We start from the raw sequence: 12,825 nt of genomic DNA, 5'->3' as shown, positions 1-12,825 counted from the left end.
TAAGAATTCCCCGAAGATTTTCGGGGCTTATTAATATATATACAAAATAGTATTAGTAGTAGGGGCTGTTAATAGTGTGCAAAACAACCTCAAACCACATAAAACGGACAAAGTGCATGTTTATAACTTGCAAAAAATAAAAAAAACATGTTTATAATTATTTTTTGATTTCTTTTATAAGCTTGTCAATACGTCGTTTTAACGCCTTGTCCTTCGTTGTCAGTTCTTTTATTTTATCACAGGCGTAAATTACCGATGAGTGGTCACGCCCGAATTCATATCCGATTCCCGGATAGCTTAGATTTGTGAGCTCGCGCGTGATATACATCGAAACATGTCGGGCAAGCGTGATGTCGTTTGTCTTTCTTCTGCCCCTTATGTCCTCCGATTTCACGTCGAACTCCTTTGCCACTCTTTCTATTATTGTAATCGGCTCAATTGGAGCATTTTTAACTTTTTCGAGTTTCATCTGCTCCAAAACTCTGTTTACAATCTCTTCGCTCGGCTTCTCATTTCCCAAAACCGCATATGCGTTTACACGTCTCAAAGAACCCTCGAGTTCTCTTATTGAAGTGTCCACGTTTGATGCCAAAAGTCCGATTATATGATCAGGAATTTCATACTTTTCGAGCTCGTTCAAACTTTGAAGAATCGCAACTCTCGTTTCGATGTCGGGCATCACAACATCAACTACAACTCCTGATTCAAATCTAGTTGTTAGTCTGTCCGAAAGGGATTTTATTTCCCTTGGAAGTCTGTCTGATGCGATGATGATTTGGGATCCGTTACTGAAAAGCTGATTGAATGTGTGGAAAAACTCGCCTTGGATGCCTTCTTTATCCTCGAGAAATTGAATGTCGTCAATCATAAGACAGTCCAGATTTCTGTATCTTTGTCTGAAAACTTCATTTTTTCCGGACTTAATGGAATGGACGAGTTCATTTGTAAATTGCTCCGCCGAAACATACCAAAGTTTGTAGTTCGGATTATTTTTTAAAATCTCATGCGCAATCGCCTGAATCAAATGCGTTTTGCCGAGGCCGCTTTTGCCGTAAATAAAAAACGGGTTGAAAGCTCTGCCCGGATTTTGCGAAATCGCAAACGCAGTCGCGTGCGCGTAGGAATTCGATTTACCCACGACGAAATTTTCAAATGTGAACTTCGGATTTAATTGCGGTCTTTCAAGATTCTCTTCGGGAAGCCTTCTTTCATATTCTTCAGCTTCATAATTTTCAGCTTCTTCCGGAGAAATAAGTAAAAATGACAATTCCGGATTGACAGCCTTGACACATGAATCGATAAAGTCCGCGTACTTTCTATTGACAATATTTATTGTAAAAAGATTCGGACCCATTATGACCAAAAAATTATCCTTAACACAAATAGGAGTAAGCACCTGAATGAAACTTAAATAGCTGGTGTTACTCAAATAATAATTCTTCTCTATTTCCTTTAAAACTAAATACCAAATTTGACTTGCTTTCATATCTTATCCACACCTGTGGAAAACTTTTCAACATGTGTTAAAAGTTTTCCACATCCCATCTCACTAAAGTTTTAAATACACGTTAAAAATCTGTAAATCACGTATATATTTTTTGATTAAAAATGCTTACTATAGTTGAAATTTAAATATTTATAATGATTTTACAAAAAATCGGGAAGTTATCCACAGTTTTCCACAAAAAGCTTGTTGATAACCACCGAAAATCATATAAATCTTCAACATATTCCACAATGATTATAACATATTCGGTATATTTTTACAAGCAAAAAATCATATTTTGGTGAAAAAATTTGAAATTTAAATTCGCATTTCCACAGGCTCTTATTTGACACAAAATTTTTATTTAACTATAATAAAAGCGGTGATTATATGCTATGGTTATTATTTAAAAAGTTTTTCATGATTGGACTTTTCAGCTTCGGCGGAGGCTATGCGATGCTTCCTCTTTTTCAAAAAGAGTTTATAAAGACGGGCATAATTACAAACGACAGATTTCTTGAAATTATGACGATTTCGCAAATGACTCCGGGCAGCTTTGCAATAAACGCGGCGACATTTATCGGAAAGGACAACGGTGGATTTTTGGGAGCACTCGTTTCAACAATCGCAGTTTCACTTCCGAGCCTTTTGATACTTTTGATATTTATGAAAACGCTTTCAAAATACAAGGACCATCCTACAAAAGTTAGAATTTTTGACGGACTTAAACCTGCGGTTTTGGGATTTGTGCTTGCTGCAGTTTTTCTTTTGGGAAAAGAATCAGCACTCGATTTAAAAAATATTTCTTTTTTCGTGGTATCGATGCTTCTTTTGATGACCGATAAAGTGCATCCGATATTGGTTATATTTTTGATGGGAGGAGCAAATATTTTATTATGAAGAAAAATTATGATTTCAAAAAATTGGTAAAGCTTTTCCTCGTGTTTTTTAAAATCGGAATTATAAGTTTCGGCGGCGGGTATGGAATGATACTCGTCATGAAGCGCGAACTTGTCGGAAGAAAGCTCGCAACCGAAGAGGAATTTATGGACAGCCTTGTCGTCGCACAAACCGCTCCGGGTGCGCTTGCGGTAAATCTTTCAATCGCACAGGCGGGACAGATTGCGGGAAATATCGGTGCAGTTGTCGCATTTGTCGGAGTTGTGCTTCCGAGTTTTCTATCGATACTTTTTCTATCTACGCTTTTTAATAAATATAAGGAAAATGTCTATGTTTTAAAATTTATGGAAGGCACAAAGCCGGCGGTTCTTGCTTTGATTTTGATGAGTTTTATAGATCTTTTAAAAAATATAAAAAAGAATTTTATAACAGTTTTGCTTATGGCTCTCACGGTTGTTATGACTGTAATCTTTGAGATTCACCCGATTATAACGCTTATTGCAGTCGGTACGATTGGATTTTTCTTTAAAAAATATGAGCCCGAAAAAGAGGAGAAAAATAAAAAAATTGAAAAATAGTGCAAGTGTAATGTATTTGTAATCACAATATACGATTCACAGGGTATAATAATAAATGTACTCCTATTGTTTTGTTTATGGGGGATTTACCCCCACACTAAATTTTTTCATGATATTAGGTTCAAGCTAGATGAACCTAACTCCTATTGAATTAAGTCGCCTATGCGAGAGGGCGACTTTTTTCATGCATTAATTTATTAAAATAATTGTTTTGCAAGTGTAATGTATTTGTAATCACAAAACACGATTCACGGGGTATAATAATAAATGTACTCCTATTATTTTGTTTACGGGGGAAACCCCGGACACTAAATTTTTTTCATGATATTAGGCTCAAGCTAGATGGGCCTAACTCCTACTAAAAAAAGCCACCTATGCGAGAAGGTGGCTTTTTTTAATACATATTTTAAAAAACGTTTTATAGATTGATTGAAAATTTTAAAAAACGAATTTGAAAAAACGATTTTTAAATAGATTAAAAATTAAAAAATCGTTTTATAGATAAATTGAAAATTTGAAAAACGAATTAAAAATCTATTGAAGTTTAAAAAAACGAATTCAAAAATTGATTTTTAAATCAATAAAAACGCATAAAAACACTCTTTTCGTTTAAATGAAATATGGATGGGTATAACTTATTAAGAGAGGTGATATATGTGTCAGGCATAAATAATTATAGGACAATATATCTTGCCGGTGGTTGCTTTTGGGGCATGGAAGGCTATTTTAAGAGAATTCCGGGTGTCATTAAAACTACTGTCGGATATGCAAATGGAAATTCAATAGACACGAGTTATAGACGAGTGAAAGAGACCGATCACGCGGAAACGATAAAGATATTATACGATTTTTCATTTTTGTCGCTCGAAGAAATTTTACTACATTATTTTAGAATTATAGACCCAAAGAGCTTGAACAGACAGGGAAACGATATTGGAAGGCAGTATAGAACAGGAATTTATTACACTACGGATAATGATTTAAAAATTATTAAAAAGATTTTTGCATATGAAGAAAAAATTCACGGGGAAATCGCAGTCGAGGTTATTCCTTTGAAGAATTTTATAAAGGCGGAGGAATATCACCAGGATTATCTTACGAAAAATCCGGGAGGATATTGTCATATAAATCTTGAACTTGCTTACACTCCTTTGGACGAAACGGATTACAAAAATCCGTCCGAGGAGGAGATAAAAGAAAATATCGATGAAATATCCTACAGAGTTATGCGCGAAAACGGAACGGAGCATCCGAACACAAGTGAATTAAACGATGAACATAGACAAGGAATTTATGTCGACAAGCTCACTGGAGAGCCGCTCTTCTCATCGAGTGAAAAATTTGATTCAGGTTGCGGTTGGCCGAGTTTTTCAAAGCCGATACTTTCGAAAAATGTCAATTACAACAGAGACAATTCGCACGGAATGAGAAGAACTGAAGTCAGAAGCAGCGGCGGCGACAATCATCTGGGTCACGTTTTTAACGACGGACCGATTGAAAAAGGCGGTTTGAGATATTGTATAAACGGCGTTGCACTAAGATTTATACCTTTGGAAAAAATGAAAGAGGAGGGTTACGAGGATTATATTCCACTCGTGGAGTAGCTCGATTATTATGGCAAAAAAATTACTTATAGCTCTTGTAGTTGTTTATTTTATAATGGTTATATTCGTTCCGTTCGGCGAGACCGACAATGAAAAGGGACGCGGACTCGTACTTTTAACATATGCGGCGATACTTGCAGGCGGGCTGATTTTCAAAAAGACAAACGGCGACGGCATCGCTTTTAAAACAGTGACGCTTCAAAATCCGCTCACGAGAGTGAGAGTTATAAATGCCGGAACTATAACGGCGTTTATCTCGGCAATTGTGGGAATTGTGTTATCGATTTTTGTTTATAAACATTTAGATTTGTCATATATTTATGACTTTGTGACGGTGATAGTTGTGCTTCTGACAATTTGGAACACGACGAAATTAATCTCCGGAAAAATAGAGCAGGATTTGGACCCGAAACTGAACAACAAACCGCTCAGAGACAGAAAAAAGAAATAAGGAGGAAACTATGTTTGGTAGAAAAAGAAAAAATAACGACATATTTATTGTAAGACTCATAAAGGGATTGATTTCAATCTTCCTTGCAAGAAAAATTTTCGGTTATGACAAAAAGAATAAGCCTAGCAGAAAAAAAGGCTGGTGGTAAAAAAGTGGGAACCATATCCCACTTTTTTAATGTAATTTTACAATATTTTATATCAAAAGTGTTATTAAAATTCAATAATATTTATTAATCATGATATATAGGATTGACAAAAATAGAAAAATGTGATAAGATATATATGTAAAAACAATTAAATGATAAGAGTAAATAAATTTACGGGAGGATATTATGCAAAATATAATGAATATTAAGAAAAAGATTGCCGCTTTAGTAGGGGAAACGGTTGAACTCGAGTCCGACCACGGAAGGAACAAACTCGTGAAGAAAGAAGGAAAAATTGTAAATGCGTATCCCGGCGTGTTCACAGTGGAAGTTTATTTAAATAACGAAGACCAAAGCATTATAAGTTACTCTTATAGCGACGTGCTTTGTGAGAGAGTAAAGATCATGGGGCTTTAACTCTCGCTATATAAGTTTTACCAAAATCCGGAAATTCCCGGATTTTTTTGTGAGAATTTTAGGAGAATATCGGACTCAGGAATTATGTATAATTAAAATAGTAAAAGACTCGAGTGGCATGCATTCGAGTCTTTTTTTTATCTTTATCTGTTGTTTTTTATTTGCTCTTCCAAACCCTTGGAAACTTTTTCGTACTCTTTAAATTCGTTTCTGCTTTTTTTGATTTGGTCTTCTAATTTTTCGGATATTTTTTCATATTCTTCAGCTTCTTCTTTGTCTATCGAAGTTTCAATGGATGCAATGTCAGAATTTAAATTTAATTGTTCCTTGTCATTTGAAACAACTTTTACAGAAGTCCCTTTCTTTAAAAATACAATTAAGAGCGCAGAAACCAAAACTACTCCGATAGTTGTAAATAACTTTTTCATAATATACCTCCTGATTGATTCTTATATATATTATATACCCAAATACAATTATATGCAAATTATTTTTAGCGGTCCTATGATATTTATGTAGGAGAAACCTTCGATATATGTATCTATGTAAAAAAATGCAATTAACTCAAAAGAATAAACAAAATACATTATACTAAAAAATAAAATTTATTGAAAATTAATATTCTATAAATCTCTCAAAAAAGAGAAGATATTAATATCTCCCCTCCACTTTAATTTTTCGATAAAATTGATGAATAACGCGAAGTGCAGAATTTTTACTGCCCGAGGCGTACTGGCAAGTACGTCGAGGGTAGAAAAATTCGAACGAGTGTTATTCGCAATTTTAGCAAAAATTAGAAATTATATATAGAAAAACCCGCTTGATGGAGAACCAAGTTCTACCCACCAAGCGGGAAAATCAAAAACAAAACAATAGGAGTACAACTATATATTAGCATATGTGGAGGCGGTTTTGGTTACAAAAATAAAACAATTTTACAAAATGAAAAAAACCATCTCGTTAAAGATGGCTTTTTCCAAATATGTTTAATAATAGGAGTACAGTTTGTAGGCGAGTTTGCCTACAATATCATGAAAAAAATCTTATGGTCGAAATATTCTATGAGACAAATATTTCTACATAACAAATAGGAGTACAGCTTTATTTTACATTTCAATTAATTTTAATTGGTTACAAAATAGTAACAAAAATCCGCGTGTTGTATTTATTTCTTAAAAATTAAAATTGAATTTATAGTTTTATTTTTAAATTATTAATCAATTTCTGAAATAGAGAGTTTTTGGTCTCATAATTGTAAAAGAATATGAAAAAACGATTAAAAATATATAAAATTTAACTATTTTGTTACTATTTTTCGCTTTAGTGGAGGTATACTAATAATGTACTCCTATTGTTAATGGATTATGGATTAATCATAATCTATATATTTTTTTTCATGATATTCGTGTTTTTCACGAATGTACTCCTATTGTTTTAAACATAATACGAAAAAAGCACCCCATCTAGCGAGGGTGCTTTTTTCTTACAAATTTTTCTTGCCTTTTTGGAAGAATTTTTCATAATATATTGAAATTGTAAAGTATATGATTGCAAAGAGGAGCATGATTGCAATGTTCTTTATAGCTAAGTTCGACCATTTTCCTTCATAGACATTTTGGATGGCGTAGTATTCCGGAAAGAGTTTTCCGAATTTTATAACATTTTCATTTGCAAATTGCGGTGGAATGAAAGCACCCGATGTGAAGGCAAGTATGAGTGTTATTGAGCTTGCGAAGCTGTCTGCGATTTTTGTATTTTTTGAAACTTTTGAAATGAGATTTGCAAGTGAAATCATCGAAATTCCAAAGAACATAAAGTTTATAAAGCTGTACATAAAGTCTTTTGTGCCATATTTTACAAAGATTGACGACGCTCCCATTGTTATTAAAACTGCGACAAATAAAATCAAAAGCATTCCGAGTATGACGTTTAGTGTGAATTTTTTCGGAGTGATTGAGGAGACTATTTGTCTCTTTTTTAAATCTTCGTTGTATATGAGCGAGAGTATTTTTCCCGAAAGCATCATTATAAATAGCGAAATTTGATACATGAGAAATGCATTTAAGACTTCTTTTTTTTCGGAGTCCGCTTTGCCGATGATTTTCATAGGAACTTCTTTTTTCATTAGTTCGTTTGCCTTGTCAAAGTCGTTGTAGTAGTTTAGATAGCCAAGAAATTGGTGCACTTCGAGATTTAAAAGGCTCGAGTTTACGGATACTCTATCCTCACCTTCGGGTTTTGTGAGGTCGACTATGATTGAGTAGGCGCGCATTTTGTTTGCAATCAAAGTTTCATCGCTGTCGTAATTTTCCTTTTTTATATTGTATTTTTCGAGATATTTTATAAGATTTTTTTCTTCATAAGTCGCATTTTCAATATCTCCGACATAGCATGAGTTGAAGTTCAAGCCGAGTGTGTCGTTTGAGTTGTCCGTGAGAAAAGGAATCATTATAAATATCGACGTAAGCGACAGAATTGCGTAGATAAAATTTCTTTTCAGTAGGATAAGAATTGTTTTAAATACTGTCATAGCGTTTCCTCCCGAGTCTTATTGCGGCGATTGTTATGAGAACAAATGAAATCGCGACAATTGCAAGCATTTCCGTCAAATTTAATGAACTTCTTACGCCGGTGTTTATGAATGTGAGATTTTTTACAGCCATAAACAGCGGGTTTATTTTAAGAAGAAACGGAACTTTTTGAAGAACCGTGATTATTATATTGTTGCCGCTCATTCCGGACATAAAACTCATTGCGAGCATGAAAACAAGTATGAGTGCATTTGTGAAGTCGCCGGCGTTGAAACTGCCGAAGAAAAGTCCGAAAGAAAAGCCGAAAAGCACTATTACCGCAATCGGAACAATCGTTAGAAGCGGTTCTGTTATTAAATCTATTTTAAGCACATAGACCGCATAGAGGGTCGACACGATTACCGGAAGCACCGAGATTAAAAGGTTCGAGAGCGAAAATTGCATGAGAATTTTTGCCTTCGACTTCCCCGCCATCAAAATTCTTTGTGCGATGTCGTTGTTTATCGGATTTAAGAGTCCCGACACGTCAAGTCCGCCGTATGCGGAGTAAAACGCGGTCATAATGAGGATTGAAAAGAGCGTTTGCATCTTGATAAATCTTAAATTATCGGTCGGATTTTTAACTTTTTCGAGGCCCTTTAATACCTCCGCCGTTGCCGCCGGGTCTTCCAAAAGCCTGTCGTACGTGCTCATAAAATAGTTTGTGACGAAGGTGTTCATATCCTTTCTTTTACTCATCATCTCGCCGTTTTTGTCGATAAAGACGTCGAGCTTTTTGTCCATTATATCATTTTTGGGGTCAGTCGTTTCGACGAATTCAAAATGATCAAGCTCTTTAAAAAATGCAGTGTATTCAGGGTTTTCACTCGCTATTTTTATCGCGACATCCTTTTGGCTGAACATTGTGTTTATTATCGTTATTAAAATTATCGGAAACACAAAACTCCAAAACACATTGCCTTTAGAGCGAAAGTAGTTTTTTAAACCGTACATCATTTATCCCAGCTCCTTTCCCGTGAGTTCGAGATAGATTTGATTGAGTCGCGGTTTTTCGGAGTAAATATGATTGTAGACCAAATTGTTTTTGTCCAAATACTCAATCATCTTTCTCATATTGTTCTCTTCATTTTGGAACGAAATCTCGTAAATTGCATCTTTAAAATCGACATTTTTTATATTTTCGAGTTTTAAAAATTCATTTTTGAGCTCGCCTTTGTCGCCCAAGTCGACGCGAATTTTTTCCTTTTCATCAATCATTGAAAGCAAATCGTAAAGCGAGCCGCTTGCGATGTTTTGACCGTCTTTTATGATTACGATTTCGTCCGCAATCTCCTCCACCTCTTCCATATAGTGTGTGGTATAGATTACGGAAACACCTTGATCACGAAGATTTTTTATTTGATTTAAAATAAAACTTCTGCTTTCGGCGTCGACCGCAACAGTCGGTTCGTCAAGCACGAGAAAGTCCGGTTTATGCGCGATGCCGCACGCGATGTTAAGCCTTCTTTTTAAACCGCCCGAGAGCTTTTTAGGAAAATAATTTTCATATTTTTTTATGTCCGTAAATTCCATCGCTTCTTCGGTCAAAGTTTTAATCATTTTAGAGTCGTCGACATAAAGACTGCAAAAATAACTGATATTTTCTCTTACCGTGAGCTTGTTAAAAACCACGATGTCTTGCGGCACAACTCCGATTCGGCGTTTTTTGTCATAGCTGTTTGTTTTTAGCTCGCCACCGAAGACCTTTATATCGCCCGAGTCGTAATTTAAAAGTCCCAAAAGACAGTTTATCGCCGTCGTCTTTCCGCTGCCGTTCGGACCGATTAGCCCTAGTATTGTACCCTTTTTAAGGGTCAGATTTAAACCGTTTAATGCAAGTTTTTCCTTATATCTCTTAATTAAATTTCTAATTTCAACTACTGATTCCATAATTGTCCTCCTTAATTTAATTTTACCAACAATGACCATGAAAATCTTATGAATATCATCACTTCATACCATGACAAATGTCATTTTATTTGATATAATTTAATTGGAGGCGCTCATGATTTATTTCGGAACAATTACGGCACTGTGCATCTATCTGTGCTTTTTAAATCTAAATTCGATAGCTGCGATTCTTGCATCATATTTATTTGCACTTTTTAAACCGTTCAAAAATAAAAAGATAGAAATTGTAAGAGGTGCCGCATTTCTTTTGGCGACTTATTTAATCTTGAAAAACGATGTCAACTCCGCATATGCACTCGTTCTTATCGGAATGAACTTCCTTTCAAGACCGCTCGAGCTGTTGTCGTTTATTATATTATTTTTTATAAAACCGGAGTTTTATGAACTCTTTATATATTTAGCGGCGGGATTTACGGCGGTTTCATTCGAAAGAATTTTTAAACTCGATGAATATATAAAAAATGTGGAAATAAGAAAGGACAAGGAGGCGCTTCAAAAGCGACTCATTGAAAAGACAAGGCGCGAAGAAAGATATATCTACGACGAGAGAATTAAAGTCGAGGAGAGAAAGAATCTTTTGGGAAGTCTTCACCACATCATCGGGCACACTTTGACCGGCACGATTTTGGAATTAAAGGCGTTTCAAATTGAGCACGGCTACGACGAAATTGACGGCACAATTGAAAGGCTCGAAGGTGGATTAAAGGAAATTCGAAAAACGCTCCACACACTTTCGGATGAAAATATAAGCCTTTTGAATGAAGCGGAGATTTTAAAGGATGAACTTCAAAAAAACGGCGTGTCGCTCGAATACAAAATCACGGAAAAGAGCATGGACAAAGCCACAAAAAGAGAGCTTGTCGAGCTTTTAAAAGAGGGCGTGACAAATATTATAAATCACTCCGACTCGAAGGAAGCAAGACTCGAAATCGTCGAAGAGCCCGGATTTTTTAGAATCAGTTTATACAGCGACGGCGAGGCGCCGAGCGAATTTACGCCGGGTCTTGGAATTATCTCGATGGAGAGATTTTCGCAAGCGCGCGGCGGATATTTTGACATAGATACAAAAGACGGATTTAAAATTATAATGAGCTATCCGAAAAAGAGGTGATATGATGCGGGTTATAGTTGTTGATGACGACAAAATCGTCGTGAAAAGTCTTGTGACAATTCTCGGGGCAATGGGAATTGAAGTTGTCGGAACAGCGTCGAACGGAAAAGAGGCACTTGAGGAATTTAAAAGACTTCATCCCGACGTGGTTCTTTTGGACATAAGAATGGACGAATATGACGGAATTTGGGCGACGGAAAAAATAATTGAGAGTGATAAAAACGCAAAAATTCTTCTTCTCACAACTTTCAGCGAAGAGGAATATATAAAAAATGCAGTCGAAAAAGGCGCAAAAGGCTATGTACTTAAAGACAATATTGAGGATTTAAAACCCGCAATCGAAGCGGTTTACAACGGAAAAATCGTGTTTGACCCCGACGTTTATAAAATTGCGATAAATGTAGTCGCGGAGAAAAAACCGGAAAATCTTACCAAAAGAGAACTCGACGTTTTGGAGCTTTTGGCGGACGGAATGAACAACAAAGAAATCGGTGAAAAACTTTTTCTAAGCGAAGGCACGGTGAGAAACCATGTGTCGCAAATACTTTTAAAGACCGGCACGCGTGACAGAACCGAACTTGCGGTAAAATATTTGAAAGGAAAACTATAGGTGATGAAATGAGTAAAATTTATGCACACACATATATCAGTGAAGAAGTGGATTTGAGATGTCAAATGGTGAGATTTCTCGTCGAGGAATCGGACGGCTACAAAGTCGCATTTCCGGAGGAACAGTTTAAAGACGACGATGCATTTTACAACGGCTACGACCTTTTAAAAACGGAAACTGCGAAAAAAGTGGGAGAAGATAATGAGGGATTTTCGAAATGGGAAATCTGGCAAGATGAACTCGATGACGATAAAAAAGTAAAACTCATCTGCTACCTTTCGGAATACCCGATCTATAACATCATCTTCACAAAAGACGGTGAGGACATCTATCAAATAAATGATTTTAGAAACCTCTACTCTTTTTCCGAGTCCGCTCTAAACAAGCTCGAAAGCGCTTTCCCGGACCTTGACTACTTTGTATTCAAATAATGTAACTTTTATGTAAACAAAAAAACGAAACGGGATTATATAATAATAGTGTACTCCTATTGTTTTGTTTTTGATTTTCCCGCTTGTTATGTATTTATTACTATAACAAGCGGGTTTTTCTATACATAGATTAATTTTTGCTAAAATTGCGACTAACACTCGTTCGAATTTTTCAACCCTCGACGTACTTGCCAGTACGCCTCGGGCAGTAAAAATTCTGCACTTCGTGTTATTCATCAATTTTATCGAAAAATTAAGTGATATGTGGGGAGATAGAAATATCTCCTTTTTTTATTGGGAATTATTGGAAGGCTCATTTTTCATAAATTTTTTAATGAAAAGATTTTTGCTTATATATTTGCATAGATATATTTTTTTACATAAAAATATCAATGGAGAGTTTTACTACCCCATAGATATTATAGAGCATGAAAAAGAGGAGGCAGAACCTCCCCTCTATACTTCTTAATTTTTAGGATAAATCGATGTATAACGCGCAGTACAGTTTTTTCGCGAATGAGGTGTGCTATTGCACACCGCAACGAGCGAATAAAACGAAACAAGCGTTAGACGCGATTTAGACAAAAATTAAAATTATTCAATAATTT

General features: G+C 35.4%; 14 protein-coding genes. 9 read left to right on the top strand and 5 right to left on the bottom strand.

Annotation, left to right across the window (positions count from 1 at the left end):
- Positions 1–157 precede the first annotated feature (157 nt).
- Positions 158–1,486 carry a chromosomal replication initiator protein DnaA gene (gene dnaA, locus SPI61_RS04065; RefSeq protein ID WP_321136841.1) on the bottom strand — a complete coding sequence of 443 codons (1,329 nt, stop codon included), beginning with the start codon at positions 1,484–1,486 and terminating at the stop codon, positions 158–160.
- 390 nt (positions 1,487–1,876) lie between these two features.
- Between dnaA and SPI61_RS04060 the strand changes: the two genes are divergently transcribed.
- The 6 genes from SPI61_RS04060 (at position 1,877) to SPI61_RS04035 (ending at position 5,584) form a co-directional block, all read left to right on the top strand.
- Complete coding sequence (locus SPI61_RS04060) at positions 1,877–2,386, top strand: chromate transporter (RefSeq protein WP_321136840.1); 510 nt, start codon at positions 1,877–1,879, stop codon at positions 2,384–2,386.
- Entirely contained in the window at positions 2,383–2,964 is a 582-nt protein-coding gene (locus SPI61_RS04055; protein ID WP_321136839.1) for a chromate transporter, read from the top strand. Before SPI61_RS04060 ends, SPI61_RS04055 begins: the two co-directional genes overlap by 4 nt.
- 620 nt (positions 2,965–3,584) lie before the next feature.
- Entirely contained in the window at positions 3,585–4,568 is a 984-nt protein-coding gene (gene msrB, locus SPI61_RS04050; protein WP_321136838.1) for a peptide-methionine (R)-S-oxide reductase MsrB, read from the top strand.
- Positions 4,569–4,578: 10 nt separating this feature from the next.
- Positions 4,579–5,019 (top strand): hypothetical protein, encoded by a 441-nt coding sequence (locus SPI61_RS04045; RefSeq protein ID WP_321136837.1) that lies wholly within the window; start codon positions 4,579–4,581, stop codon positions 5,017–5,019.
- 10 nt (positions 5,020–5,029) lie between these two features.
- On the top strand, positions 5,030–5,167 hold the full coding sequence (locus SPI61_RS04040) for a hypothetical protein (protein WP_321136836.1): 138 nt from the start codon (positions 5,030–5,032) through the stop codon (positions 5,165–5,167).
- A gap of 186 nt (positions 5,168–5,353) precedes the next feature.
- A complete protein-coding gene (locus SPI61_RS04035; protein WP_321136835.1) occupies positions 5,354–5,584 on the top strand; it encodes a Veg family protein in 231 nt (76 codons plus the stop codon).
- 143 nt (positions 5,585–5,727) lie between these two features.
- Here the strand turns inward: SPI61_RS04035 and SPI61_RS04030 are convergent, their stop codons facing one another.
- From SPI61_RS04030 to SPI61_RS04015, 4 genes are all read right to left on the bottom strand, one after another.
- Entirely contained in the window at positions 5,728–6,012 is a 285-nt protein-coding gene (locus SPI61_RS04030; RefSeq protein WP_321136834.1) for a hypothetical protein, read from the bottom strand.
- Between the two features lie 1,055 nt (positions 6,013–7,067).
- Positions 7,068–8,114 (bottom strand): ABC transporter permease, encoded by a 1,047-nt coding sequence (locus tag SPI61_RS04025; protein WP_321136833.1) that lies wholly within the window; start codon positions 8,112–8,114, stop codon positions 7,068–7,070.
- Positions 8,101–9,111 (bottom strand): ABC transporter permease, encoded by a 1,011-nt coding sequence (locus SPI61_RS04020; protein ID WP_321136832.1) that lies wholly within the window; start codon positions 9,109–9,111, stop codon positions 8,101–8,103. The genes SPI61_RS04025 and SPI61_RS04020 overlap by 14 nt, the downstream gene beginning before the upstream one ends.
- Positions 9,112–10,044, bottom strand: a complete 933-nt coding sequence (locus tag SPI61_RS04015) for an ABC transporter ATP-binding protein (RefSeq protein WP_321136831.1) — start codon at positions 10,042–10,044, stop codon at positions 9,112–9,114.
- A gap of 115 nt (positions 10,045–10,159) precedes the next feature.
- On the opposite strand from SPI61_RS04015, the gene SPI61_RS04010 reads away from it, so the two are divergent.
- From SPI61_RS04010 to SPI61_RS04000, 3 genes are read left to right on the top strand one after another with little or no spacing between them, the layout of a single operon-like run.
- Positions 10,160–11,176, top strand: a complete 1,017-nt coding sequence (locus SPI61_RS04010) for a hypothetical protein (protein ID WP_321136830.1) — start codon at positions 10,160–10,162, stop codon at positions 11,174–11,176.
- Between the two features lies 1 nt (position 11,177).
- Positions 11,178–11,786, top strand: coding sequence for a response regulator transcription factor (locus SPI61_RS04005; RefSeq protein WP_321136829.1), 609 nt, complete (start codon positions 11,178–11,180; stop codon positions 11,784–11,786).
- 8 nt (positions 11,787–11,794) lie between these two features.
- A complete protein-coding gene (locus SPI61_RS04000; RefSeq protein ID WP_321136828.1) occupies positions 11,795–12,217 on the top strand; it encodes a hypothetical protein in 423 nt (140 codons plus the stop codon).
- The last annotated feature ends 608 nt before the right edge of the window (positions 12,218–12,825 follow it).

The sequence above is a fragment of the Ezakiella sp. genome (genome assembly GCF_034180565.1).
Taxonomy (GTDB): domain Bacteria; phylum Bacillota; class Clostridia; order Tissierellales; family Peptoniphilaceae; genus Ezakiella.
The sequence above is the reverse complement of the archived record's forward strand: the minus strand, read 5'-3'. Positions and strand labels throughout refer to the sequence as shown.